Raw genomic sequence first — 23,624 nt, forward strand, 5'->3', positions numbered from 1 at the left:
GGCGGCGTTCGACGCCTGCGCTCGGGTCAGCGGTACGAGAACTGTCACCTGGAGCTCTTAGCGTGGGTCATCGAGCCCTCCAGGTAGCGCCATGACTCCGTTGAAAGCCTCCGTTGCACCCGTCGATGACGTTACGCATCAGGCGGCGCTGAAAACGCTGCTGTTCCTGCGGGGCAAGGTCCAGGTGGCCGCCGAGCAGGCCGCGCACCTCATCCACCTCCATGACGATTACCGCGACAGTGCGGTAAATCTGTTGGGCTATCTCGCGCTGCGCAGGCACGACATCCGTCCGCTGCAAACGCAGCTGGCCGAGCTGGGCCTGTCTTCACTGGGACGCTGCGAACGCAACGTCGCCGAGTCCGTCAACCGTGTCATTGAAGTGCTCCAGCAACTCACCGGCAACGCTGAATCCCCGTACGCCTGGCCCCAATCAGGCAACACAGCCGGTGCGTCCAGTCACACGACCTCGCTGCAAGACCACGGCAACGCGTTGTTCGGCGACGCGCCCCGCGACAGGGCGGTGCGCATCATGGTCACCATGCCGACCGAAGCCGCCGAGGATTACGCCATGGTCGAGGGCATGCTGGCGACGGGGATGAATGGCCAGCGCATCAACTGCGCCCATGATGGCCCCGAAGTCTGGTCGAAGATGATCGAGCACCTGCGCAAGGCCACGGACACACTCGGCCAACCCTGCCAGGTGGTGATGGACCTGGCAGGCCCCAAGTTGCGTACCGGTCCGGTCAAAGACTGCACCCCGGTGCTGAAAATCAAGCCTGTGCGCGACGAGCTTGGCAGAGTGGTCTCGCCCGGCCGTCTGTATCTGGGTTCTGGCGTGTGCAGTGGCGGTGGCTGGCTGCAACTGCCGGGGGACTGGCTGAAAAGGCTTGCGGTGGACGATGTCCTGCAGCTTCAGGATGCCCGTGATTCGAAACGCCGGATGCGCGTCTCACGGGTCGACGATTCAGGCTGCTGGGTCGAGCTGGAAAAGACCGCTTACTTCGTTCCGGGCACCCTGCTCGAACTCAAGGACGCCAAAGGCCGCACGCCGCAAGCCAGGGTCATGGCCGTGCCCGCCAGGTCCGGCGCCATCAAGCTTGCAGAAGGTGACTCACTGCTGCTGATCCACGGCGATGAAGAGGGCCAGCCCGCTGTGACGGACGAGGAGGGCGAGGTCATCACGCCTGCGCGCATCAGCTGCAACTCGGCCGCGGTGTTCAGGGCGGCGGCGGGCGATCCCATCTGGTTTGACGACGGCAAGATGGGCGGCGTGGTGACGTCGGTTTCACAGGGCACGCTGCAGATCACCCTCCAGCATGCACCCGACGGCGCAAAGCTCAAGGCGGACAAAGGCATCAACCTGCCGTCCACCGATCTGGGCTTGAGCGCGCTGACCGATGACGACCTGCGCGCCCTCGAATTTGCTGCCACCCACGCGGACATCGTCGAGGTCTCGTTTGTGAACAGCGCTGACGATGTCAGGGCGGTGATCGCCGAGCTCAGGCGCCTGGACGCGCTGCACCTGGGCGTGGTGCTGAAGATCGAAACCCGCAGCGGCTTCGAAAACCTGCCCGAGTTGTTGATCGCCGGCATGGCCATGCCCAGGCTGGGTGTGATGATCGCCCGAGGGGATCTGGCCGTGGAGACGGGCTTTGAGCGCACCGCCGAGCTGCAGGAAGAGCTGTTGTGCCTGTGCGAGGCGGCCCATGTGCCGGTGGTCTGGGCCACCCAGGTGCTGGAAACACTCGCCAAAACGGGCGCGCCCACCCGGGCGGAAATCACCGATGCAGCGATGGGCATTCGCGCCGAATGCGTCATGCTCAACAAGGGCCCGTACATCCTCAAAGCGATCAGCACCCTGGACGATCTGCTCAAGCGCATGCGCGACCACCATGACAAGAAGCGCGACATGATGAGAAAGCTCAGCGTGGCGTCGTTTCCGGAACACGCTCACTAGCCCCGGTTACGGAGCCACCCATTGCACGCTGTCGAACACAAATCCGGGGCTCAAAAAGCCTGTGCCCGCCTTGCCGGAAGCGACGCCTATTTCGATCACATTCGCGCCGGCGTGCAACGCGGTGCCGGGCACCGTCGTTTCGTACAGCGTGTTGTTGCCACGATAAGTCCCGCGGGTGATGCCGCGACTGTCAGGCTGATCGGGTGGTGGCGGCACCGGTGCATCCCACACATGGTTGACGCTGATGGTCGGCCGGGCGCCTGCCTGGGACAACGTCACGAACAGACGCAGTCGATAGTCGTGCAACGCGTTCGGGCCCAGGACAAATTCAATCCGGGTGGGCGTGTTAACGTCTCGCCACTGCGCTGCAGGGAGGTCGCTTGGCGCACTGGCTCCGACGATGTACGTCCCGCTAGACCACGGGGCCATCCGTGAATCCGACGGATGCTCGGACGCCAGGAGGTCGGCGTTACGAAAGCCAACTGGCGTGCCATCAGGCGCGCCGATCTGCCACATCACCTGGCCTGGCAGTGGCTGCGCCTCAAGCACCACCCGGGCAGTTGCGTTCGCGGTCACATCGACAGTGCCTCGCGCAACCTCAAGCTCCTTTTGGTAAAGCACGGTCCGGTAGTGGCCGGGGATGATCCCGTTCAGCTTGAAGTTCTGATCGTCGCCGACGCTTGCCCAGTACTGCGCGCTGCCGTTGCTCAGCCCCACGACGGCGGGCATGCCAGCCGCCACCCCGGCGATGTGGCCTGTGACGGCGCCTCGGCCAGCGTTGCTCAAAAAGCCTTTGAGTCCGAGGGAATCATCCACAAATCTGAGATTCATCAACGCGTCGGACGGAGGCCCGCCGTCGGTAAATAACAGCCCGTACACCCCATGCAAACCGCCCCGATAGGGTTCGGTCTGGGTGTGGTTCGAGTACATGTAGCTATAGAGCTCGTGGGTGACTGCTGTTTTCTGGGTGGCGATGTCTTTGAACAATGGCCCTCCTGAACTGAGCTCTCGATTGCCCATCAGCATGTAGACCGCGACGCCGGGGCCGTGAACCCCGTGCAGTGCATCGTCCTTCGCGGGCCGGGCCGAGTAGAACTTGGAACTGGTCCGCCCGTCAGGGAGCAGAAACACATCCTTGCCTTCGATCACCTGCCCAACGTTGGAGTCCGTACCGTGATCGGCTTTGGGCAGTCTGCTGACGTTCAGTCGAGTGACGAAGCGCAGCTCGCCTGCCGGTGGCAGGGTCGGGGCATAGGTTGCCAGGTAGATCGCATCGCGCCCCTTGCGCGCGATGTAGTACTGGATCAGGTCACCCGACCGTGCGCTGACGACAATGCTGTCGCCCCGGGTTTCAACGTCAACCTGAGCTGTCCCCAGGCCGGAGGCGAGCTGCGAGCCTTTGCGCTCAGTGGTTTGCAGCTCGTCCCCCCGGAACTGCATCGACACCAGGTCACCGTTTCGCGTGTCGATGCTGAAAACAAGGTCGGCGCCGGTCTTCACGACGATCCGGGATCCGTCACGGCTGAACCCGAACGTGTTCTCGTCAGCAAAAGCAGGCAGGCCAATGAGCCACAAGCAGGCACACAGAAACAGCCTGCCAACGCGACGGTGCACAGACTGGCGCTTCGATTCAGTCATGGGGATGAATCTTCCCCGCGCCGGCTTGAGCGGGCACTTGGGCCATAGCGGCGTCCGACGACAGCGGCGTGATCAAGTACTGACGGTAGGGTTCGAAGGCCTTGAGGGCGGCGAGATCCTGAGGCCGGTAATCGTCACCGCTGGCACGGGCGTCGTTGGCGACGCAGGCCCTGCCGATGACCTTAGTGCAGAGGCTTGTCGTGCCCTCTGAAAGCGGCGCGAAGGGCGCAAAGGCGGTACCGGGTTGTTTGATATCGTTGAACAACGGGTGGGTGACGTCTTCGAAGCGGTTGCCTTCGACCAGCAGGTGCGATGAGTCGGTCCGCGACATGATGGCCCCCTCGCGGCTCAGGTGGGCAAACACGTTGTTGACCAGCTGCGCGGTGATGTCCGCGTTGCCCATGCCCCCGGCGTGGGGTGCGCGCCCGGAGGTGTCGTGGATGTAATTGCGCGCGATTGTCAGCGTGTCGTGATGGCCCAGAAACAGCCAGACCCAGTAGTGATGACCGTCGCAGGTCGACGAGTAGTTGGTGCGACCGTCGAATTCGTTGTTGGACAGCGTGACGTGGGAGGCCGAGCCCCATCCCGTCACGACCATTTGCCGCCCGATGCGCGCAAAGGTGTTGTGGTCGATCCAGACCCCGTCGGCATCGTCGATTGTCAGGGCATCCCCGGCCCAGACCACCCGGGGGTTGATGTCCGACAGGGTCAGATTACGGACGATCACGTTGTGGGCGCCGCCTCCGATGAGCAGGCCCATCCCCTGAATTCCCGCTCGATCGCCGCTGCCGATGATCGTCTTGTTCGATCCGACCTTCAGACGCTGCAACCCGGCGTTGTCATAGGTGACCTGTGCCGGCGGCCTTGTCGCGCAAAAACTGTTGGCGCCGTTTATTGCCCACTGCCCGCCGCCTTTAGGGCACGCGGTTACCATGCACCCGGTTTCGGTCGTCGTGCTGCTGCCGTTGACTGAGACGGAGCCTCGGAAATCGAAAACGTGGTCAAGCACGATGACTCGGGGCGTGACGTCGGTGCACTGACCCTTTCTGTCGAAGCTGCTGCACAGGGCGCTCTTCAACTCATCCGGCGTGCGCGGATGTACAGCGGCGACTGCGCCACCGCCTGTCACGCCTTGAGCGAAGCCGTCCGGCAGGTCGGCGGCTTGCGCCACCTGGTACAACGACAGGAGAAGCCCCAGCGCGACGGCTGCCACCGCATGGACGTTAACCGCGCGATCGGCCCAAGTCGCATTTGCCCTGTGCGTCATCATTGTTCTGCTCGCTTGATCCTGCTGGTCAGTCGATGGGAGAGAGGCAGCTGATCGTCGGCAGCTGACCGGTCCGTCGCGAAAAATGATAACGGCTCGCTGTGGTCCTCTTTTGCCTCTTTACTGCTGGTTCAGGCGTTGTACAGAAACGTCCTTCCCCCAGAGCGGCGCTGCGGGTGGATGGCGGGGTGGTTGACTGTATTTTTTGAGGGATTGTCGGCCACAGATGATATCTGTGGGACCGGCTTCAGCCGGGAAGAGGCCAGTGTGAGCACTCTCAATTGCGCAGCGTGACGCCTGACGCCTTCCCGGCTAAAGCCGGTCCCACATTCGAGTTCACACCCAATTTCACTGACCCCACGCGCTGTTTCGTAGGACCGGCTTCAGCCGGGAAGAGACCAGTGCGGGCACTCTCAATTCCGCAGCGTGGCATCTGACGTGTTCCCGGCTAAAGCCGGTCCCACATTCGAGTTCACGCTCAATCTCACTGACCCCACGCGCTGTTTCGTAGGACCGGCTTCAGCCGGGAAGAGACCAGTGCGGGCACTCTCAATTCCGCAGCGTGGCATCTCACGTCTTCCCGGCTAAAGCCGGTCCCACATTCGAGTTCACGCTCAATCTCACTGACGGCACGCGGTATTGTGTGGGACCGGCTTCAGCCGGGAAGGGGCCAGTGTGAACACCCCATTTTTGCGTGTTGCGCCTGCTGTCTTCCCGGCTAAAGCCGGTCCTGCATTCGAGTTCACACGCAATCTCACTGTCAGCGCTTTAAAGCAGGCCCGCCGTTGCGGCGGGCCGACGTCTCAATGCGGGTGCAACTTAAAAAGGACGCAGCGGCAGGAACTTGCCGTCCAGGGTGATGACTGCACGGTGGCCGCCTTCAGGGTCTTCCACTTTCTTCATGTCGAGCCTGAAGTTGATCGCGCTGATGATGCCGTCGCCGAATTGCTCGTGGACCAGTGCTTTGAGGGTGGTGCCGTAGATCTGGATCATTTCGTAGAAGCGGTAGATGGTCGGGTCGGTTGGCACGCCGGAGAGGCTGCCGCGCAGCGGGATGATCTGCAGACGGGCAACGGCCTCGTCGTTCAGCTCAAGCTTTTCGCCAATGACCCTGGCCGCATCGGCCGGCAATGGGTGCTGGCCGAGGAGGGCCGCGGTGACGTAGGCCAGGCTCAGGCCGGTGCCGTCAGTCAGGTCCTGGAAGGACAGGTGCTTGCGCTGCTTGGCGTCGAGGACCTCGGCGGTGAGTGCGAGGCTGGGGTCATTGTAAGCATGGGACTGTGTCATGGAGTGCTCCTGGCGGATGGGGGTTGCTGATTGATGTTGCCCGGTCTGGAGCAATCATCTTCCCATCCGCCGATAGCGTCCAAGACCAATAAACAATCCCTCGTATAAGCGCTGCCTATAAGTGCGCGTCAGCCTGATCGCGTCTTGCGCAGTGAGGATCAGATCGCCGTTTGCATGAGCTCGCGGACACGCGCAGCCAGCGTTTCAATGGCAAAGGGCTTGGTCAGCACATGCATGCCGGGCTCGAGCTGGTTGGCGCCGATGGCCGCGCTTTCCGCGTAGCCGGTGATGAATAACGTCCTAAGTCCCGGACGCAGCTCGCGCGCAGCGTCCGCCATCTGGCGTCCGTTCATCCCGCCGGGCAAGCCCACGTCGGTGACGAGCATGTCGACTCGCATGTCCGAGCGAAGCAGCTTCAGCCCGCTGGCGCTGTCCGCCGCCTCCATGACTGAATAGCCAAGCTCGCTCAGCACCTCTGTCACCAGCATGCGCACCGTGGGTTCATCATCCACAACCAGGATCGATTCACCAATGCCTGCAGTCTGAGTGGCGGCATCCAGTATGTGCGCCTCATGGGCGCCGGGATTCCCGTGGTAGCGGGGGAGGTAGATGGACAGCGTTGTCCCTTGCCCGACCACCGAGGCGATGCGAACCTGCCCACCGGATTGCTTGGCGAAACCGTAAATCATCGAGAGGCCCAGGCCGGTGCCCTGGCCAATGGGTTTGGTGGTGAAGAAGGGGTCGAATGCCTTCGCCACGACGTTGGCAGCCATGCCGGTCCCGGTGTCGGTCACGCTGAGGGTCAGGTATTCGCCCTCGGCGACCTCCAGCAACGGTGCTTCCGCTGCTCCCACGACCTGATGGCGGGTTTCGATGGTAATGCTGCCGCCGTCCTGCATGGCATCCCGCGAGTTGATGCAAAGGTTCAACAGCGCATTTTCCAGCTGGCTCGCGTCGACCAGTGCGACGCAGCTGTCCTGCGAGCCGACGGTCTGCACGGTGATACTGGGCCCCACGGTACGCTGGATCAGTTCTGTCATGCCTTCGACAAGGCTGTTGATTTCGGTGGGCCGGGGATCGAGTGTCTGTCGACGGGAAAACGCAAGCAGCCGGTGAGTCAAAGCGGCAGCACGTTTGGTGGCGCCTTGTGCTGTCGTCAGGTACCGGTCGACATCTGTCAGACGGCCCTGTGCAAACCGTGCACTCAACAACTCCAGCGAACCGGAGATGCCTGCGAGCAAATTATTGAAGTCATGGGCAAGCCCGCCCGTGAGTTGACCCACGGCTTCCATCTTTTGCGACTGGCGCAGCTTTTCCTCGGTCTGCATCAACGCCGCGGTACGCTCCGCCACGCGCTGTTCCAGGGTCTCATTGAGGGTACGCAGGGCGGCGGTGGCGAGGTCGCGCTGGGCTTCGACCGAACGCCGCTCCTCCACATCGATCAAGACACCGGGAAAACTCAGGGGAACACCTTCCTCGCTGAAGTTGACGCGCCCGTTCGCCTCGATCCAATAGTATTTGCCGTCCGCCCGACGGACCCGGTATTGATGGGCGTAGGCGCCCCCGCGACGAATGGCTTCGTTAATCGCCGTCATCAGGCCCGCCCGGTCTTCCGGATGGACGGTTTCCACCACCTGTTCCAGGGTAAGTCCTTCCCGCCCCAGCGCCGGATCGAGGCCAAAGGCCCGGGTGAAGGCTTCATCCACGGTGAAACTGTCGCTGGGCAAGTCCCAGTGCCAGGTGCCGAAAATGGCCCCGGCCGCCAGGGCCAGCTGCACACGTTCGACGTTCGCGCGGGCGATGGCTTCGCTCTGACGCAGACGTTCCTCGGCATCCCGCCGGCCCGTCACGTCGTTGAAGATGATTGCAATCTGACATTCGGCGGGATCGCCGACGGGCACGGCGCGCACGTCAAACCAGCGCTGAAAGGCCTTGGCGTAACTTTCGAATGTGGCCGGCTCGCGGGTCTTGGCCACCCGTCCATAGGTGTCGAACCAGAATTGCTCCAGATCCGGGGCAAACTCCCTGACCCATTTCCCCCGCAGGTTGACGCCCGCCTCACGTTCAAAGGCCGGGTTCGCTTCAAGAAAGCGATAATCGACCGGGTAGTCGTTGGCATCGAACTTGACCTGCACGATGGCGAAGGCGGCTTCAATCGTTTCCAGAATGGTCCTGAAACGCTCCTCGCTTTGACGCAGTGCGGCCTCGGTGTCGCGAATCGGCGTGAGATCGAGCATCGCGCCGATCATGCGCACGGCGTTGCCTTGAATGTCGCGGATGACGTGTCCTCGGTCGAGGACCTGAGCGTAAGTGCCGTCCACCCGGCGAAACCGGTACTCGTCACTCCAGCCGGTCTGCCTGCCGTCTATCACGTGATGGATCGAGGTGACGATGCGCTGCCTGTCATCGGGGTGAATCTGAGCAATCCACCAGTCGCCGGTCATCTCGACCGCTGTGGGGGGATGCCCGTAGACCCGTTCCAGCGCGTCGTTCCACAGGACGTGGTTTTGCTTGAGGTCCCAATCCCAGATCGCATCATTGGTGGCTTTTACAGCAAGGCGGTAGCGGATCTGCGCGTCTTCGATCGCCTGCTCGGCAACCTCTCCGGCGGCGCGCTCAGCCATAGGGTCGAACGAGCCTGCGACAGCGTTCGGTCGTGTGCCGGTGCATAGGCTGTCCAGCCTCAGGGCTTCACTTTGCTTGAGTGCCGAGCGCAACAGCAAGACTTCAGCCTCAAGGGCTTCTCGGGTCAAATGCTTCAAGTGTCCACCTGCAAAACGTAACGTGATGACCTGAGGTCGGAGGTGCGCCATGCGCCCTCCGCGACTGCGCCAGCCGGCTGATCCAGCCGTATCGGCGGCCAGCGTTTTACGCTGCATGCTGGCAGAATGCAATTCGGCTTCAGAAAAGACTCGGGCGCAAACACAAAGGTTCCGGCATCGGGGATGATTTGCCAGGACCTTATGGGGGTTTGTTGATTTCTTCGGTATGGCCTTTCTACCGTTCCGGCTGCGATGGGCCTACTGAATGCGCTTGACCTTGCCGCAGTGGAAAGGTCTAGCGTGACAGCTTCGTCTCTACCCTCAACCAGGATGCCCACTCATGAAAAAGATCGCCGCCGTTGTCAGCGTCATTGCGCTGCTTGCCATAACAGCCGTCAGGGCTGACCAGACGGAGGACGTCAAACAGATGCATGAGGCCTACCAGCAATCAATGGGCGCCATGAAAGACGACATGCATCACGGGATGATGAGCGACGACCCGGACGTTGCCTTCGCGGCGGGCATGCTGCCTCACCACGAAGGCGCGGTGGAGATGGCCAAGATCGAGCTCAAGTACGGCAAGGATCCGGAGATGCTGGAACTGGCGCGCCAGATCGTAGCGGCGCAGGCGGCGGAAATTGCGCAGATGAAAAAATGGCTGAAAGCGCATCCGGCTCAGTAACCCTGCATCGGCCTGCGCCCCGTGATGAGGGGCGCTGATATCCAGTCCACGTGGCGTGGGCAGGGCAAGGCGTGCGCATCAGCTCGTGATGTTCGATTCGATCTTCCTGCCCATGCTGATGCGCGGTTCGGTTGAGTAACCAAGCGACTCGTAGAACGCCTGGACGCTGGCATTGGTGCTGAGGATTTGCAGGTTGATCTTCATGCACCCCCGCAAAGTCAGGGCGTGCTCGGCATGACGAACCAACTGCACGCCCAGGCCATTCCTACGATGAGCGGGGTGCACCGCCACCGCATACAGCCATCCACGATGGCCGTCGTAGCCGGCTAGAACGGTCCCCACCACCTCATGACCCGTCAGGGCAACAAAAAAGAGACCGTCCGCTACAGCCAGCTTTTTGTCGATGGCCAGGCTGGGCGTGTTATGGGCGGTTTCGTAGCCGAATACGGCGTCCCAGAGTTCGATCACGGCCTGGCGATGAAGCGTGTCCGAATAGTCGGTAATGGCAGCCATGGCGGGGCTCCTTGTTCAGCGAAATGGGCGATGAGATCTTCTTTCAGCGTTGGCCTGCGCCTCGTGATCAGAAGCGTTGAGATCAGGATCGCTTGCTGCTAAGCCCGATCAATGCGCCCGGAGTAGCAACCCTGTTTCGCATGATGGGCGTGGATGTAGCTGACGGTAGGGTTGGCAAACATCTGCATGATGACTGGCTCCAGGCCGGTCCCTTGCGCGACATCCGCGTCGATCATCATTCCGTCGTCGCTAAACCCACGCAGTGACAGCAGGCGAATGCGCATTGACTGGGGAATCTGGTCGACCGCGTCATAAGCCTGTGTCGCACCCTCTCTGACAAAAATGGCGTGGGAGGCGCGATAGGGCGTGTTCGCGGGCTGGTGGACGTGATTGAGTAACAGCACGCGCTGACCTACCTCTGCGTCCTTCATCTCAGTGCGATCAGGAAAACCGGGGTGGGCGTCGACGATGTAACGCTTGATCCCAAGCGCTGCCAGTTCATTGTCAGGCAATCCGTAGAAGGCCTGAAAAGGTGTGGGGCAAAGTCCGGATATGCGAAAGGCCATGGTTGGCTCCGAGGGGTATTGAGCCTTGATGCTAAGCGTGCTCGTGGTGCGTTCACGCTCTGATTCTTGCGGTTGAAACGGCAGGAAATCAAGGGATGCCGGACCCCGCGAGTCACCATGTTCATCGAAGCTGGCGCGCGCGATCTTCGATGAACGCCGCCATTCAGTGGCGCCACGACCCATGGGGCATTTCAACGTGCCTTTCAGCCTTGGCCAGTGCGATCTTCAGCGCCTCCTTGTTCAGCGGAATGCAGTACGCCGGCTTGGCGCGTTCAAATCGCCAGCTTTCGTCCAGATTGCCAGCGTCGACCGCATCGAATCCCACCTCGTCCAGCAGCTGGATGGCCAGCGATTTCGCTGCAGGGTCATCGGCCGCCACCGGCAATGCGCGTCGGTCGTGCGCCGCACTCGGGCGAGCATCGCGGCTAAGGTCATCCGCCAGGATCGCGTTGAACACCTTGACCACGCTGGAGCGAGGCAAGTGCTCGGCGAGCAGTCGGCTGGTGGTGGTTTCAAACCTGTCCAGCGCCGGGATAGGGCCATCCCGGTCGGGATAGTAATTGTTGGCATCCAGCACCGTTTTGCCCGCAAGCCATTCGGCCGGCAGGGTTGGGTAGTGGTTGAAGGGGATCGCCACGAGAACAACATCGCCAAACTGCGTGGCGTCTTCGAGGGTGCCGATTTGCGCGCCCGGGATTTCGATGACCACATCGCCCAGGGTTTGCGGCCCGCGTGAGTTGCTGAGCATGACTTCATGGCCTGCCGCGATGGCCAATTGCGCCACTGCGCGTCCGATATAGCCTGCCCCGATAATGCCGATGCGCATGCGATGACTCCTATGGTGTGCTGGAAGCGGCCATGATGATTGCCAACCAGCAGCGGATAAATAATCATCAGGCACTTAGTCTCGCCACCCGGAGTGTTGAATCATGGACCGTCTCAGCAGCATGGAAGCCTTCGTCACGGCGGCGGAGTGCGGCTCCTACGCCAAAGCGGCCGAGCGCCTGGGGCTGTCGCCGCAGATGGTCGCCAAGCATGTTGCCGGGCTTGAGCATCGACTCGGCGCGCGGTTGCTGAACCGCACCACGCGACGCCAGAGCCTGACGGAACTGGGCCACGCGTACTTGGAACGTTGCAGACACATCCTCAGTGAAGCAAAGGCGGCCGACTCCCTAGGGGAGATGATGAACGACACCCCGCGCGGCAAATTGAAAATCAGCGCGCCCATCACTTTCGGTTCCTGTCGCCTCATGCCCTTCGTGACGGAATTTCTGCGACAGCATCCCGAGATTGAAATCGAGCTGCAGTTGACCGATCGCTTCGTTGACCTGGTGGAGGAGGGGTTCGACATCGCGTTCAGGATCGGCCCGCTGGACGTGTCCAGCCTGACCGCAAGGCCGTTGGCGCCTTATCAGCTGGTCGCTTGCGCGGCGCCTGGCTATCTGGCCGAACGCGGCGTGCCGCAAACTCCGCAGGCCCTGAGCCAGCATGAGTGCCTGGGCTATGCCTGGTGGGCGCGGCCCAGTGATCGCGAGTGGGTCTTCTGCAAAGGCGCGACGGTGGAGCGCGTGCAGGTGGCCAGTCGACTGAGGGTCAATGAGGTCCGCGCGCTGCTGTCGGCGGCGCTGGACGGATTCGGCATCGTGCTCGGTCCTTGGGATTTCCTCGAACCCGCCTTGGGCAGCGGCGCGCTGGTGCGACTGTTGCCTGACTATGAGGCGCCGAGCCGGCCCACGCATATGCTCTACACCGCGAGCCGGCAGCGAACGGCCAAGCTGCGCCGATTTATTGATGCGGCCCTTGAGCGTTTTGGTTAAATCGTAGCGAGCGGGGGCACTCAGGGATTGCCAGTGATCAGGCCTCAGTCGCCAGCCTCCATGGGAGCGTCGATGCGCAGCCCGTCCCATACGCCCATTACATGGGTAATTGCGCCGTCGAGTGTTTCAAACGTCGCGCCGTCGCGTGCCAAAACCGCCATGCCCAGCATGAAGCTGTCGAACACCGTGGCTAGCGCGACTGGCGCCACCGTTGCGGGCAGTTCTCCTGCTGCGATGGCCCGTTCGACACAGGCGACAATGGCGGCACGGTTCAACGCTCGCGCATCCGCCAGCGGCTGGGAGATGGTTTTGCTCTCTTCTGTGGACGCGCTCAGCAAACCCAGCGAGACCAGGCAGCCTTTGGGATGATCCGCCTCGCACTGCATGTTTGCCGAGCAGCGCAGCGTGCGCTCGATCGCTTCTCTTGGGGCCAGGGAGGTGTCGAACAGGCTATCGGTCACGCGGCCATGGGTGTTCAGGTAGCGCTGCATGACTTCATTGAACAGCGCCTGTTTGGAGCCAAATGCTGCGTAAAAGCTCGGCGCGGTGATGCCGCCGCCGATGTTCGCCTTGAGCTGGCTGAGTGACGTTGCGTCATAGCCGTGTTCCCAAAACAGATGCAATGCCTGCGTGATTGCCACGTCACGGTCGAACGTGCGCGGTCGTCCCATCTGAGCCATAGAGTTCACCTTTAAAGTCACTTTTCCAGCGATATAAATACTAGTCGATACATAAATGATTGACTACCCTGCTTCGGCTCTTTAGATTGCTACCGATCAGTATATTAGTTGGAGGATCGAATGATGACCCATGAGGGAAAGGCCACAAAACTGCCGTATGGGGCGCTGCTGGCGCTGGCGATGACCGGTTTTATCTGCATCGTCACGGAGACGCTGCCGGCCGGGCTGCTGCCTGAAATTGGCGACGGCCTGGGCATATCGGCGTCGCTGGCAGGCCAGATGGTGACGGCGTACGCGCTGGGATCGTTGCTGGCCGCCATCCCGCTGACCATTGCCACGCGCAGCTGGCGGCGCAGGACAGTGCTGCTGCTTACCGTCGTCGGGTTTCTACTGTTCAACTCCATCACGGCGCTGTCTTCGGTTTACTGGCTGACGCTGATTGCGCGATTTTTCGCAGGGGTTTCAGCGGGCCTCGCCTGGAGCCTGATCGGTGGCTACGCGCGGCGGATGGTCGAGCCCGCCGCACAGGGCCGCGCCATGGCAGTGGCGATGGTGGGTACGCCGATCGCGCTGTCACTGGGTGTACCTCTTGGTACCTGGTTGGGCGGGGTGATCGGCTGGCGGATGTCGTTTGCCGTGATGTCCGGACTGACGCTGGTGTTGATTGCCTGGGTGCTGATCAAAGTGCCGGACTACCCGGGTCAATCGTCCTCCCGGCGTATGCCATTGCGTCAGGTGCTGTTCACGCCGGGCGTGCGTGCCGTCCTCGGCGTGGTGCTGACCTGGATGCTGGCCCACAACATTCTCTATACCTACGTCGCGCCCTTTGTTTCCCTCGCAGGGTTGGGTGCCCATGTCGATCGGGTGCTGCTGGTGTTCGGCATTGCCGCGCTGGTCGGCATCTGGGTCGGCGGGCGTCTGGTTGATCGTCATCTTCGCACTGCGGTGTTGCTTAGCCTGGCCACCTTCGCCGGGGTTTCGGTGTTCTTCGGGGTGTTCTCGGGCTCTGCCTCGGCGATCTACTTCGGTGTGTTTGTCTGGGGCCTGACCTTCGGCGGCGCCGCCACCCTGCTGCAAACTGCCCTGGCTGATGCCGCAGGTGAGGGCGACGACGTGGCCCTGTCGATGAACGTGGTCGTCTGGAACAGCGCGATTGCCGGCGGCGGGATTCTGGGTGGCGTGCTGCTTGATCACTGGGGCGCGGGCACCTTTGCGTGGGTGATGGTGCTGGTGCTGCTGATCAGCCTGGCGATTGCGTTCCGTGCGCGGACCCATGGTTTTGTGCAGGGCGAGCGGTTTGCCATGGAGAGGGTCGTCGCTCATTGAGCCGTGCCTTGGCAATCATCCTGCCTATCTCGGGGGCCGCTCACTGACCGGCACAGTCTGCACGACAGCAAACACCACCTCAAAAACCGTAAACCCGAGAATCAGAAAACTCGCGCCATGGGCGACCGCATAAAGCTGCCAGGTCGCGAACAGCGCTCTCGCCAGTGCGTCGTACAACCCCACGCGGCGGCTCGGTTGCGCCAGGCGCCACAACGACCAGACCACCACCACGCTGCCGAGCAGGTTGGCGAACAGCATCCCGCTGACGTCCAGCACGGGCACAGGCCGCTCCAATGCGAGAGCGGCCGACAGCGTGGCAAAGGTGTTGAACACCCATGCGGCCGTCCAGGGCGTCATGAAGCCCGCTGTCATTATCAAATCGTAAAAGGCGCTGCCTCTGACGAGGTGCCTGTTGGTCTTTGCGCTGATCATGATCTTCCCTCACAGTTGAGCCCGCAGGCTAAAGCCTGGTCTTAGGTCCAGAGTCAACGTGAGCATGAAACGTCATGAAAATAGGTGAAGTGGCACTGCGTGCGGATGTGTCTGTCGACGCATTGCGGTTTTATGAGGAGAAAGGCCTGATCAAGCCTCAGCGCAGTGCCAATGGCTATCGGCATTATCCGCCGGAGACGCTGCAACTGGTGGGGTACATCAAACTGGCGCAACAGCTGGGGTTTTCGCTGAAGGAGATTGGCGAAAACCTGCCGCTGCTGTGGAACAGCGAGCAGGTCTCCAGCGAGCTGCTGGGGCGATTATTCGCCGAGAAAATCGCGTTGCTGGACGAGCGCATCGGGCAGATGCATGCGCTGCGCACTCTGTTGGCCGAGCGGGCCGGGCAGGTCTGTCCGCTGCTGGGCACTGGCGCCGCTGAGGTCCCCTGAAGGACACATTACCTCGCAATGCCCGAACGTCAGTGACGCCGGCTTCAGTCGCACAGCGCCTGGCGGTGACGCATCGCTATCGGCCGCACCAGGCTCAGCAATCCTGCCAGGGCCATGGCCGCGCCGACCCAGAGCGGTGAGCGCAAACCCAGGCCTGCATCGATCGTCACACCGCCCGCCCAGCTGCCGAGCGCCAGTCCGGCGGTGATGACCGAGGTGTGCATGATGTTCACCAGCGCGCCGGGCTCGGCGGCTTTCATGACGCGCGCGACCATCGCAGGGTTCAGCGCCACACCGGTCAGCCCAAGGGCGAGGAAGCACGTGAGGTTGAGCCACAGATGATCCCCGGCCAGTGCGAAGCCCGACAACGCCAGCACCATGATTGCCAGACCCCAGCCGACGATCGCCATCATGTAGCGATCCGCCAGCCGGCCGACCACCCAGTTGCCCAGCACGTTCGCGACGCCATACAGCGCCAGCAGCGGCGCGACGAATTTCGGCGCGACGCCGACTTCCTGAATCAGAATGGGCGTGCAATAGCTGAACGCGGCAAATGTGGCGCCGATGATCAAACCGCTGGTGAGGTACGCCGCCCAGAGGGGTGCAGTTTTCATGTCAGCCCATTGCTGCCGCAGCGGCGGTTCGCTGCCATTGGCGCCTGCCGGCAGGCGTTTGCTCGCGAGCACCGTGCAGAGCATCGCCAGCACCACCACCAGCCAGGCGCTCGCACGCCAGCCGAAGTGTTGCTCGACCCACGTAGTCAGCGGCACGCCAACCACAGGGGACAGCATCAGCCCGGCGAGGACCACCGACACCGCTCGGCCGCGTCGTTCCGGGGTGACCAGGCCTGCGCACACCGTCATGCACAAACCAATGCACACCGCGCTGGCAATCCCCATGACCACGCGAGCAGCGGCAAGCACCAGATAACTTTGAGCGGCCGCTGCGACTGCGCCGGCCACCACATAACACACGAGCAGAGCGATCAACGAACGTTTATTGCTGACGCCTTTGGACAGCAGCAGGACGGTCACAAGGGGGCCGCCAATGGCCATGCCCAAAGCGTAAAAGGCGATGAGGTTGCCGACCTGCGCGAGGCTGACCGAGAACGCGTCGGCCAGCGCGGGCATCATGCCGGCGACCATGAATTCGGCCGTCACAAGCGAGAAGATCGTCAGGCCCAGGAGGTAGACGGTGGAGGGGAGCTTGCTGCGGCTGGACATGGGGTTCCCGAGGGTAAAGAAGGCCGGCTACCCTAGGGATTGAGACGGGGCAGGTCAACAGGCAATCAAGTCACTGTCCCGGGAAAACGGTCGCTGTCGCATCATCCCGAGGTCCGCGCTTTAATGGCCCGCCATTCATCGCGCGTCAATTCCCAGAGTTCTTGAACCATCGCGCCAGACACAAAGTGGCCGTTGCGTCGCTCGATCATCCGCATGCCCTCGCGTTCGGAGATCTTTCTCGACGCCTCATTGCCCGCCGCTTTGGGGACCTGCATCACCGGTCGCTGCAGGGTTTCGAACCAAAAGGCGTTGATGACCTCACACGCCTCCCGCATGTAGCCATGACCGCGCCACGGCGGCGCCAGCCAGAAACCCCGGTGGTTCTCGGGCTGATCGTGAAGGCTGATGCAGCCGATCACCCGCGTTGGTTCGCCGATCAGGCGTATCGTCCAGTGCCATTCGCGTCCCTCTGCCACGGCAGGCAGCGCGATGTCGCGGAGGTAGGTCAGCGCGCCGTCGTCGGGGTAGGGCCATGGCACGTGGCTGTCCAGATAACGGACCACGTCCCACTGGGGAAACACCTGTTGAATCGCGGGCGCATCGGTTAGCTGCAGCGGGGCGAGAGTGAGTCGGGCAGTCTGGAGCGTGGGGCTGTCCATGCGGGCTCTTCTTTGGAATTGCTCAAGGGCGGACGCTACCGCGTCGTAGCGACGCAGTCCACTGCACCCGCCGATCGCAGCCCCGATGTCGAGAGGCACGACCGGTGCGGGAACCCGAATTCCCGCACCGCTCTACGTCAGCTCATGGCATTAAGCACGCCACCCATGCGCGTTTCCACCTCAGCCCGAGTGGCCGCCCATGCCGGTACGGTGTCGAGCAGACGCTGTTGCCAGGCCATCAGATTCGGGAATTCATTGAAAGGCGCGCCTGTCCGCTGGTACTGCGAAAAGGGCGCTGCAATGTCGATGTCCGCCAAGGTCAGGGCATCACCGACGATATAGTTTCGCGTCGCCAAGTGGGCGTCCAGGACCTTCGCACCGTTGCCGATATTGCTCATTGCCAGCTCAACCACTGCGTCGGTCGGCGGTTTGCCCATCAACGTCTTGCCAGCCCATTCGTTGAAGAGAAAGGTAGAGAATACCCGCCATTGTTCTCCCGACCAGAACATCCATTGCAGGACCTCAAACCTCTCTGCTTCTTTTCGTCCCAGCAGGTTTAAATCCAGGCTCGCGCTTGCGGCAAGGTAGAGGTTGATCGCTGACGCTTCCCAGATCACGGTATCCCCGTCCTGAAGCACCGGCGTCAGGCCGTGGGGGTTGAGCCTCAAAAACTCAGGGGTATGACTTTCGCCCTTGAAAAGGTCGACATCAATGCGTTCGATCTCGACGCCCATGATCGCGGCCGCAACAGTGACGCGCCGAAGACTCCCGGAGCCCGGATCGCCGTAGATTTTGATGGACATGGTTTTTCCTCACAATTCGATGGTGGAACCAGCCGGCGTGGGCATTGGCACCGATCGCGTGAAGCGGGCCAATGAGTGAATGTCAGCCGTCTGCTCCGTTGAATGACGAGACCACGGTAGACTCTTGCTTCGCACAAAATAATGCTGTCTTTTCGCAGAACACTTATCTGGAATTCAAATGACTGATCGTTGGCTGGAGATCGAGGTTTTTACCCGGGTCGCGGAGTCGGGCAGCTTCTCCCGCGCCGCTCAGGCGCTCGGGCTTTCTCAGCCATCGACCTCACGAATTGTTACCGGACTGGAAGCGCGTCTGGGTGTGAAGCTGTTGCTGCGCACGACCCGGAGTGTGGCCCTCACTGAAGCGGGCGCGGCGTTTCTGGAAAAGGCTCGTCAGGCTGCGGCCGACCTGCAGGACGCGGAAGATGCGGCCCGTGGCATCGATTCCCTGCGTGGCACCCTCCGTCTGGCGGTGCCCATTGCGTACGGCACCCTGGCGGTGATTCCCGCGTTGCCCGATTTCCTAGAGCGCTATCCCGAACTGCGGGTCGAAATCAGCATGCGCGATGAGCGGCAGAACCTCGTGGCAGCCGGGGTCGACATGGCCATCCGTTTGGGCACACTTGAGGACTCCACATTTGGCGCCCGGCGGATTGCTTCAGTACCGCGGTTGCTCGTCGCGTCCCCGAGGTACCTTGCCAAGCGAGGGTTGCCGGAAACGCCCGAAGATCTGGCGTTTCACGACGCGCTCTTGCACGACCCAGGCTATCCAGCGAAAAGCACGTTGACGCTCATCAAGGCTGGGGTTCAGCGAGTGGTCACGCTGCACGGGCGGGTCAAAATTGATGCGGCGCCGGGTATCCTCGCTGCAGCCACGGCAGGTCTCGGCATCGCCAATGTCACGACGCTCATGGCGGCAGAACCCCTGTGCAACGGCACCCTCGTTCACGTGTTGCCCGACTGCGCACTAGAGCCCTTGCAAGTGTTTGCCGTATTCCCCTCAGGCCCCAGACCCTCGGCGAAGGTGCGGGCCCTTGTGACTCACCTTATTGACGTGTTGGGTAACTAGCCTGGCGGGGCAGGGCTGCACGCGAGCGTATGGGCCCAATCAATCTGATCTGTATCTGTTTGGCCCGGTCATGCATCGGTAGCATCGAACACCCTTCATTCGCCGAGGCCGCCATGAAACTCACCGCCATTCCATTTGGTACGACCGACTGGTCTAAACTCGAAGCCGTCGCACATCCGGGCGAGACCGGCACAGCGCTTTGGCGCACTTGCCAGTTTGGTGATGTCAGGGTGCGCATGGTTGATTACTGTCCCGGCTACCTGGCTGATCATTGGTGCAGCAAGGGCCACATTCTTCTGTGCCTGGATGGTCAGCTCGACACCGAGCTTGAGGATGGCCGGACATTCACCTTGACCCCGGGCATGAGCTACCAGGTGGCTGACAACGCGGAGGCGCATAGGTCGTCGAGCGCTGTGGGCGCCAGGCTTTTCATTGTGGATTAGTGCTGCGGCTGCTCGAGGCTGGATACAGGCAAGGCCTGCCAGTGGGGCTGGGTAACCGGGTGATACGGGGCTCAATGCTCGTGATTTGATCGAACTCCTGCGAATCAGTCCCGGTCAGAGCATGACGGATGTACCGTCACCCCTTATTCAATAAGCGGCACTCGTTTGCCAAAGGATCTGATCATGCTCGCCAAGAAATACCTTCCTCATCTGCTGTTCACCGCGGTATGCGCAGTCAGCAGTTTTTCCTACGCGGCCGAACAGCCAAGCGTGACGATGGAGCGACCGGGCGCAGGGGTCAAGGAAATCAAGGAAGGCGACAACGCCCCAGACCAGTACCAACGCCCTAGCCTGGCCGTCAAAGACTGGCGCGCACGTCACTTGGCCGCACCGGACGAGAATCAACAGTGGGTGCAGATCAAGGACAAATATGCGTTGATTGACATCCCGACCGGGACGATCAAACAGATGGTGCCGAAGGCCAAAGGGCACAAGTAACGCCATTGGCTGAAACCTCATTCCTCAGCCAACGAATGATGGCGTGACACATGACGTCTTCCCGGCTAAAGCCGGTCCTACAGTGGGTTCAATCGCCCGCTTCACTGGACGCACGTTGTCTCCGGGTAGGACCGGCTTCAGCCGGGAAGAAGCTCATCCGATGCCCTCAAAGGCAAATCCCCATCCAGATAAAACTCATCCAGTTGTGGCGGCGGTACGCGGGTACCGGACAGCATGGTGTGAACCTGCCCACGATGGTGAATCTGGTGCTGGAACAGATGCAGTAACAGGCGATCCACTCGTTCCGGAATAATGCCCGTCGCCCGCACCACCCCAGCTCGACGACTAAGCGCGTTCTCATCCAGAACTTCGCAATAGGTAACAAGCCGGACGTCTGCCGCAGTTTGGCGCTGGACGATTTCCTGCAGCGGCAAACGCTCGGGCAGATCGTGTCGTTGACCTTCCAGATCAAACGTCAGCGCGGCCAGGTAGAACTGATCGACATCCAGTATGTGCCGCAAGGTCAGCTCGATGGAGGGAAAAAAACCCGTTCGCGGCGCCCGGAATTCTCCATCGCTCAACCCAAGGCATGCCGAGAGCAATCGCCGGTTCGACCATTGATTATTGTGTGCCTGCGCCAGATAGCTGTTCATCGATAGAGCCTGGGTGGAGAGCTGGACTGAATGTAGTGAATTCACGGGGGTTTAGTCACACAGCGTTTCCCTCCCCCACTGGACGGCTGACCGAAAGGTGCCACGGGCCCCCGAGATGCCCATCCGACGAAAGTCCGTTCCGGGCCACTAACAATCACGAAATCCGCCGGTCCAAGCTGTTCGCCGAACCGGTTGCGACAACCGGTTCACAGGTCGTCAGTATTCCAGGCAGGAGCAGCGCATGAGCATTACCCCCACTTTCGATATCCGCAATTATGGCGCCAAGGGCGACGCCGTCACGGACGATACCGTCGCCATTCAGAAGGCCATTGATGCCGCAAACGCTGCGGGTGGGGGCAAGGTTTACATTCCTGGCGGCACCTGGCGGGTGTCTGACAGCGACGGTTCGGGCAATGCCCTCGCGCTGAAAAGCAACGTCACCCTCACCGGCGATGGTGCCGGTGACAGCGTGCTCAAGCTGGCCGATGGCGCCGGGTCAAATACCACCTCTCTGTTGGGCGTGGTGGCAGGCAGCACCGTGCGAGACGCGACGGTCAGCAATCTGTCCCTGGAGGGCAATCAGGCCAGTGGCGGTGGGCAGGTCAGCGGCTGGTCTCAATCGGGGGCGAGCAGTACCAATCTGTTGATCGACGGCGTCACCGCCACTCACTTCAGCGGCAGCGGTTTTGACCTCACTGGCGCGTCGGTGCATTTGACGGTGCGCAACAGCACGGCCACAGACAACGCCTCCGACGGTTTCGTGCTGGGCGGGTCGCTGGCCGCATTGACCTTTCAGGACAACCGCGCGCTGGACAACGGCGGCAACGGCATCAACGTCGGCCTGGGCGGCGTGGCGATGTCGCTGACCGACAACCAGGCCTCGGGCAACGCCGGCGACGGCATTCACGTCCATGAAGAAAGCGGCGTCGACACTGGCTTTTTCAGCGTCATAGGCGGTGACGTCTATGGCAACGGCGGCGATGGCGTGCACATGCGCGGCATCGAATACGGCGGCGTGTATCGCCTCGACATCCACGACAACGGTGGGTCTGGGGTCAACCTGCAAGGGACGACCCACATCGAGGTGTCCAACAACGTCATTCATGCCAACGCGCAGAGCAACGACGTGCCGGAAGTGGCGATCCGCAACCTGGGCAGCGATAACGGCACGCAGAATTTCGTCTACGACAACCTGATCACTGGCAGCACCGGGTCGAGCTGGGGCGTGGCCGAGGTGCCGTCGGACGTGGCAAGCGTCGAAGGCAGTGTGATCTTTGGCAACGTCATCAATGGCACCCAGGCCGGCGATATCAGTGCAGCAGGCAACGACAGCCAGGTCTACAACAACAGCGATGTGCTCATCGTGCGCGGCAGTGCGGGCGCCGACACGCTGATCGGCAGCCGCTCGGACGAACTCATCAGCGGCGGAGCAGGGCGCGATCGCATCGATGGCGGAGCGGGTGACGACGTCATTCATGGCGGTGCAGGCGCGGACCGCCTCAGCGGCGGCACCGGCAGCGATGTGTTTCGCTTCACCTCGGTCAGCGACAGTTATCGCACGGCGACGACGTCCTTCACCGATCGCATTACCGACTTCAACGACACCAGCGACCGTCTCGACCTGACCCTGCTGGGATTGTCCGGCCTGGGCAATGGCCACGACGGCACGCTCAAGGCGACGTACAACGCCGGCACTGACATTACTTACCTCGCCAGCCTGGACGCCGATGCGGCTGGCAACCGTTTTCAGCTGGCACTGGACGGCAATCATCTGAGCACGCTGAGCGCGGCGAACTTCTTCTCGTCGATTACCGGCACGGCCAGTGACGACAAACTGCTGGGCAGCGCTGGCGATGACGTGCTGATCGGCGGCGCCGGGCGCGACACCTTGTCTGGCGACGGCGGCGCGGATCGCCTGCTCGGCGGCAGTGGCGGCGACACGCTGACCGGCGGGGCAGGTGCGGACACCTTCGTCTACACCCGCGTCAGCGACAGCCTGCGCAATGATGCCAGCGGCAGCTACGCGCAACGCGACCTGATCACCGATTTCAACAGCAACGGTCATGATCGCCTCGACCTCACCGCCTTGGGTTTCAAAGGCCTGGGCAACGGCTATGACGGCACGCTCAAAGTCGTGTTGAACCTGGCAGGCGACCAAACGGCGCTGAAGTCGCTGGAGCCGGACGCCGACGGCAACCGCTTTGAAATCCTGCTCAGCGGCAATCATCTGTATGACCTGACCGCCAGCAACGTGCTGTTCGCCAATCCGGACGACACACGCACTGACTCGTCCCAGCCGCTGACTTCGGTGAACGCCACCGGCACGGCGGGCGTCGACACGCTCTATGGCGACTGGGGCAACGACACCCTGTTTGGCCTGGCGGGCAATGACGTCCTGGCGGGCAGCGTCGGCGATGACCTGCTGGTCGGCGGTGCTGGCAGCGACAAGCTCACCGGTGGCTCCGGCGCTGACACCTTCCGCTTCGATCACGTCAGCGACAGCTACGTCGGCGCGGCAGACCTGATCACCGATTTCACCACCGGCCACGACACGCTGGATGTCTCCGCTTTGGGCTTCACTGGCTTGGGCGACGGTCGTGACGGCACCTTGCAGGTCAGCTACAACGCCAACAGCGACCGCACCTACGTGCGCAGCAACGAAGCGGATAGCACCGGTCAGAAATTCCAGGTCACCCTGACGGGGGATTACAGCCACAGCCTGAAGGCCGATGACTTTGCTTTTAGCACTGTAGGAAATGCTGCTGAGATCAAGGTGGTGGGTGTGGCAGCGGCGATGGACCATGTGGTGTTGTCCGACGCCTGATCACCTTCACCGCATGTGGTCTCTCAGGCTACACGCGATCTCAGTGTAGGACCGGCTTCAGCCGGGAAGAGGCCAGTCC

Annotated in this window: 22 protein-coding genes; 9 read left to right on the top strand and 13 right to left on the bottom strand. The window is 61.9% G+C overall.

Annotated elements, in window-relative coordinates:
• Positions 1–91 precede the first annotated feature (91 nt).
• Positions 92–1,957 carry a pyruvate kinase gene (locus OKW98_RS14105; RefSeq protein WP_265385294.1) on the top strand — a complete coding sequence of 622 codons (1,866 nt, stop codon included), beginning with the start codon at positions 92–94 and terminating at the stop codon, positions 1,955–1,957.
• A 6-nt stretch (positions 1,958–1,963) separates the two neighbouring features.
• Here OKW98_RS14105 and OKW98_RS14110 read toward each other — a convergent pair whose 3' ends face one another.
• The 4 genes from OKW98_RS14110 to OKW98_RS14125 form a co-directional block, all read right to left on the bottom strand.
• Positions 1,964–3,595 (bottom strand): rhamnogalacturonan lyase B N-terminal domain-containing protein, encoded by a 1,632-nt coding sequence (locus OKW98_RS14110; protein ID WP_265385295.1) that lies wholly within the window; start codon positions 3,593–3,595, stop codon positions 1,964–1,966.
• Entirely contained in the window at positions 3,588–4,862 is a 1,275-nt protein-coding gene (locus OKW98_RS14115; protein WP_416148475.1) for a right-handed parallel beta-helix repeat-containing protein, read from the bottom strand. The genes OKW98_RS14110 and OKW98_RS14115 overlap by 8 nt, the downstream gene beginning before the upstream one ends.
• A gap of 819 nt (positions 4,863–5,681) precedes the next feature.
• Positions 5,682–6,149: a cyanase gene (cynS, locus tag OKW98_RS14120; RefSeq protein ID WP_265385296.1), complete on the bottom strand. Its 468-nt coding sequence runs from the start codon at positions 6,147–6,149 to the stop codon at positions 5,682–5,684.
• A gap of 158 nt (positions 6,150–6,307) precedes the next feature.
• Positions 6,308–8,773: a hybrid sensor histidine kinase/response regulator gene (locus OKW98_RS14125; RefSeq protein ID WP_265389733.1), complete on the bottom strand. Its 2,466-nt coding sequence runs from the start codon at positions 8,771–8,773 to the stop codon at positions 6,308–6,310.
• Between the two features lie 478 nt (positions 8,774–9,251).
• Between OKW98_RS14125 and OKW98_RS14130 the strand changes: the two genes are divergently transcribed.
• On the top strand, positions 9,252–9,593 hold the full coding sequence (locus OKW98_RS14130) for a DUF305 domain-containing protein (protein ID WP_265385297.1): 342 nt from the start codon (positions 9,252–9,254) through the stop codon (positions 9,591–9,593).
• A 78-nt stretch (positions 9,594–9,671) separates the two neighbouring features.
• Here the strand turns inward: OKW98_RS14130 and OKW98_RS14135 are convergent, their stop codons facing one another.
• The 3 genes from OKW98_RS14135 to OKW98_RS14145 form a co-directional block, all read right to left on the bottom strand.
• On the bottom strand, positions 9,672–10,106 hold the full coding sequence (locus OKW98_RS14135) for a GNAT family acetyltransferase (protein ID WP_265385298.1): 435 nt from the start codon (positions 10,104–10,106) through the stop codon (positions 9,672–9,674).
• Between the two features lie 98 nt (positions 10,107–10,204).
• Positions 10,205–10,855 carry a DUF1203 domain-containing protein gene (locus OKW98_RS14140; RefSeq protein WP_265385299.1) on the bottom strand — a complete coding sequence of 217 codons (651 nt, stop codon included), beginning with the start codon at positions 10,853–10,855 and terminating at the stop codon, positions 10,205–10,207.
• Positions 10,836–11,498 (bottom strand): NADPH-dependent F420 reductase, encoded by a 663-nt coding sequence (locus OKW98_RS14145; protein WP_265385300.1) that lies wholly within the window; start codon positions 11,496–11,498, stop codon positions 10,836–10,838. Before OKW98_RS14145 ends, OKW98_RS14140 begins: the two co-directional genes overlap by 20 nt.
• Positions 11,499–11,601: 103 nt before the next feature.
• Here OKW98_RS14145 and OKW98_RS14150 point away from each other — a divergent pair, with 103 nt between their 5' ends.
• Entirely contained in the window at positions 11,602–12,489 is an 888-nt protein-coding gene (locus OKW98_RS14150; RefSeq protein ID WP_265385301.1) for a LysR family transcriptional regulator, read from the top strand.
• Between the two features lie 44 nt (positions 12,490–12,533).
• On the opposite strand, the gene OKW98_RS14155 is transcribed toward OKW98_RS14150, so the two are convergent.
• Entirely contained in the window at positions 12,534–13,169 is a 636-nt protein-coding gene (locus tag OKW98_RS14155; protein WP_265385302.1) for a TetR/AcrR family transcriptional regulator, read from the bottom strand.
• 123 nt (positions 13,170–13,292) lie between these two features.
• On the opposite strand from OKW98_RS14155, the gene OKW98_RS14160 reads away from it, so the two are divergent.
• A complete protein-coding gene (locus OKW98_RS14160; RefSeq protein WP_416147177.1) occupies positions 13,293–14,495 on the top strand; it encodes an MFS transporter in 1,203 nt (400 codons plus the stop codon).
• Between the two features lie 24 nt (positions 14,496–14,519).
• Here the strand turns inward: OKW98_RS14160 and OKW98_RS14165 are convergent, their stop codons facing one another.
• On the bottom strand, positions 14,520–14,852 hold the full coding sequence (locus OKW98_RS14165) for a hypothetical protein (protein ID WP_265385304.1): 333 nt from the start codon (positions 14,850–14,852) through the stop codon (positions 14,520–14,522).
• A 149-nt stretch (positions 14,853–15,001) separates the two neighbouring features.
• Here OKW98_RS14165 and OKW98_RS14170 point away from each other — a divergent pair, with 149 nt between their 5' ends.
• Positions 15,002–15,376 carry a MerR family transcriptional regulator gene (locus OKW98_RS14170; RefSeq protein WP_265385305.1) on the top strand — a complete coding sequence of 125 codons (375 nt, stop codon included), beginning with the start codon at positions 15,002–15,004 and terminating at the stop codon, positions 15,374–15,376.
• A gap of 44 nt (positions 15,377–15,420) precedes the next feature.
• On the opposite strand, the gene OKW98_RS14175 is transcribed toward OKW98_RS14170, so the two are convergent.
• From OKW98_RS14175 to OKW98_RS14185, 3 genes are all read right to left on the bottom strand, one after another.
• Complete coding sequence (locus tag OKW98_RS14175) at positions 15,421–16,599, bottom strand: MFS transporter (protein ID WP_265385306.1); 1,179 nt, start codon at positions 16,597–16,599, stop codon at positions 15,421–15,423.
• A 101-nt stretch (positions 16,600–16,700) separates the two neighbouring features.
• A complete protein-coding gene (locus OKW98_RS14180; protein ID WP_265385307.1) occupies positions 16,701–17,258 on the bottom strand; it encodes a GNAT family N-acetyltransferase in 558 nt (185 codons plus the stop codon).
• A gap of 137 nt (positions 17,259–17,395) precedes the next feature.
• Positions 17,396–18,061, bottom strand: a complete 666-nt coding sequence (locus tag OKW98_RS14185; RefSeq protein WP_265385308.1) for a glutathione S-transferase family protein — start codon at positions 18,059–18,061, stop codon at positions 17,396–17,398.
• 178 nt (positions 18,062–18,239) lie between these two features.
• On the opposite strand from OKW98_RS14185, the gene OKW98_RS14190 reads away from it, so the two are divergent.
• From OKW98_RS14190 to OKW98_RS14200, 3 genes are all read left to right on the top strand, one after another.
• A complete protein-coding gene (locus OKW98_RS14190) occupies positions 18,240–19,127 on the top strand; it encodes a LysR family transcriptional regulator (RefSeq protein WP_265385309.1) in 888 nt (295 codons plus the stop codon).
• 113 nt (positions 19,128–19,240) lie between these two features.
• On the top strand, positions 19,241–19,570 hold the full coding sequence (locus OKW98_RS14195) for a DHCW motif cupin fold protein (RefSeq protein ID WP_265385310.1): 330 nt from the start codon (positions 19,241–19,243) through the stop codon (positions 19,568–19,570).
• 183 nt (positions 19,571–19,753) lie between these two features.
• Positions 19,754–20,068 carry an RcnB family protein gene (locus OKW98_RS14200; RefSeq protein WP_265385311.1) on the top strand — a complete coding sequence of 105 codons (315 nt, stop codon included), beginning with the start codon at positions 19,754–19,756 and terminating at the stop codon, positions 20,066–20,068.
• A gap of 137 nt (positions 20,069–20,205) precedes the next feature.
• On the opposite strand, the gene OKW98_RS14205 is transcribed toward OKW98_RS14200, so the two are convergent.
• A complete protein-coding gene (locus tag OKW98_RS14205; RefSeq protein WP_265385312.1) occupies positions 20,206–20,721 on the bottom strand; it encodes a DinB family protein in 516 nt (171 codons plus the stop codon).
• Between the two features lie 241 nt (positions 20,722–20,962).
• On the opposite strand from OKW98_RS14205, the gene OKW98_RS14210 reads away from it, so the two are divergent.
• Positions 20,963–23,545, top strand: a complete 2,583-nt coding sequence (locus tag OKW98_RS14210) for a M10 family metallopeptidase C-terminal domain-containing protein (protein ID WP_265385313.1) — start codon at positions 20,963–20,965, stop codon at positions 23,543–23,545.
• Positions 23,546–23,624 lie beyond the last annotated feature (79 nt).

The sequence above is a fragment of the Pseudomonas sp. KU26590 genome (genome assembly GCF_026153515.1).
GTDB lineage: Bacteria > Pseudomonadota > Gammaproteobacteria > Pseudomonadales > Pseudomonadaceae > Aquipseudomonas.

What these genes read in the sequence shown, in the direction of transcription:
- OKW98_RS14115 (WP_416148475.1), bottom strand. Translation starts at nt 4,862, where the DNA reads ATGACGCACAGGGCAAATGCGACTTGGGCCGATCGCGCGGTTAACGTC.
- OKW98_RS14135 (WP_265385298.1), bottom strand. Translation starts at nt 10,106, where the DNA reads ATGGCTGCCATTACCGACTATTCGGACACGCTTCATCGCCAGGCCGTG.
- OKW98_RS14130 (WP_265385297.1), top strand. Translation starts at nt 9,252, where the DNA reads ATGAAAAAGATCGCCGCCGTTGTCAGCGTCATTGCGCTGCTTGCCATA.
- OKW98_RS14195 (WP_265385310.1), top strand. Translation starts at nt 19,241, where the DNA reads ATGAAACTCACCGCCATTCCATTTGGTACGACCGACTGGTCTAAACTC.
- OKW98_RS14205 (WP_265385312.1), bottom strand. Translation starts at nt 20,721, where the DNA reads ATGAACAGCTATCTGGCGCAGGCACACAATAATCAATGGTCGAACCGG.
- OKW98_RS14165 (WP_265385304.1), bottom strand. Translation starts at nt 14,852, where the DNA reads ATGACGCCCTGGACGGCCGCATGGGTGTTCAACACCTTTGCCACGCTG.
- OKW98_RS14105 (WP_265385294.1), top strand. Translation starts at nt 92, where the DNA reads ATGACTCCGTTGAAAGCCTCCGTTGCACCCGTCGATGACGTTACGCAT.
- OKW98_RS14180 (WP_265385307.1), bottom strand. Translation starts at nt 17,258, where the DNA reads ATGGACAGCCCCACGCTCCAGACTGCCCGACTCACTCTCGCCCCGCTG.
- OKW98_RS14160 (WP_416147177.1), top strand. Translation starts at nt 13,293, where the DNA reads ATGACCCATGAGGGAAAGGCCACAAAACTGCCGTATGGGGCGCTGCTG.
- OKW98_RS14190 (WP_265385309.1), top strand. Translation starts at nt 18,240, where the DNA reads ATGACTGATCGTTGGCTGGAGATCGAGGTTTTTACCCGGGTCGCGGAG.
- OKW98_RS14155 (WP_265385302.1), bottom strand. Translation starts at nt 13,169, where the DNA reads ATGGCTCAGATGGGACGACCGCGCACGTTCGACCGTGACGTGGCAATC.
- OKW98_RS14125 (WP_265389733.1), bottom strand. Translation starts at nt 8,773, where the DNA reads ATGGCTGAGCGCGCCGCCGGAGAGGTTGCCGAGCAGGCGATCGAAGAC.
- OKW98_RS14110 (WP_265385295.1), bottom strand. Translation starts at nt 3,595, where the DNA reads ATGACTGAATCGAAGCGCCAGTCTGTGCACCGTCGCGTTGGCAGGCTG.
- cynS (WP_265385296.1), bottom strand. Translation starts at nt 6,149, where the DNA reads ATGACACAGTCCCATGCTTACAATGACCCCAGCCTCGCACTCACCGCC.
- OKW98_RS14145 (WP_265385300.1), bottom strand. Translation starts at nt 11,498, where the DNA reads ATGCGCATCGGCATTATCGGGGCAGGCTATATCGGACGCGCAGTGGCG.
- OKW98_RS14170 (WP_265385305.1), top strand. Translation starts at nt 15,002, where the DNA reads ATGAAAATAGGTGAAGTGGCACTGCGTGCGGATGTGTCTGTCGACGCA.
- OKW98_RS14140 (WP_265385299.1), bottom strand. Translation starts at nt 10,855, where the DNA reads ATGGGTCGTGGCGCCACTGAATGGCGGCGTTCATCGAAGATCGCGCGC.
- OKW98_RS14200 (WP_265385311.1), top strand. Translation starts at nt 19,754, where the DNA reads ATGCTCGCCAAGAAATACCTTCCTCATCTGCTGTTCACCGCGGTATGC.
- OKW98_RS14210 (WP_265385313.1), top strand. Translation starts at nt 20,963, where the DNA reads ATGAGCATTACCCCCACTTTCGATATCCGCAATTATGGCGCCAAGGGC.
- OKW98_RS14175 (WP_265385306.1), bottom strand. Translation starts at nt 16,599, where the DNA reads ATGTCCAGCCGCAGCAAGCTCCCCTCCACCGTCTACCTCCTGGGCCTG.
- OKW98_RS14185 (WP_265385308.1), bottom strand. Translation starts at nt 18,061, where the DNA reads ATGTCCATCAAAATCTACGGCGATCCGGGCTCCGGGAGTCTTCGGCGC.
- OKW98_RS14150 (WP_265385301.1), top strand. Translation starts at nt 11,602, where the DNA reads ATGGACCGTCTCAGCAGCATGGAAGCCTTCGTCACGGCGGCGGAGTGC.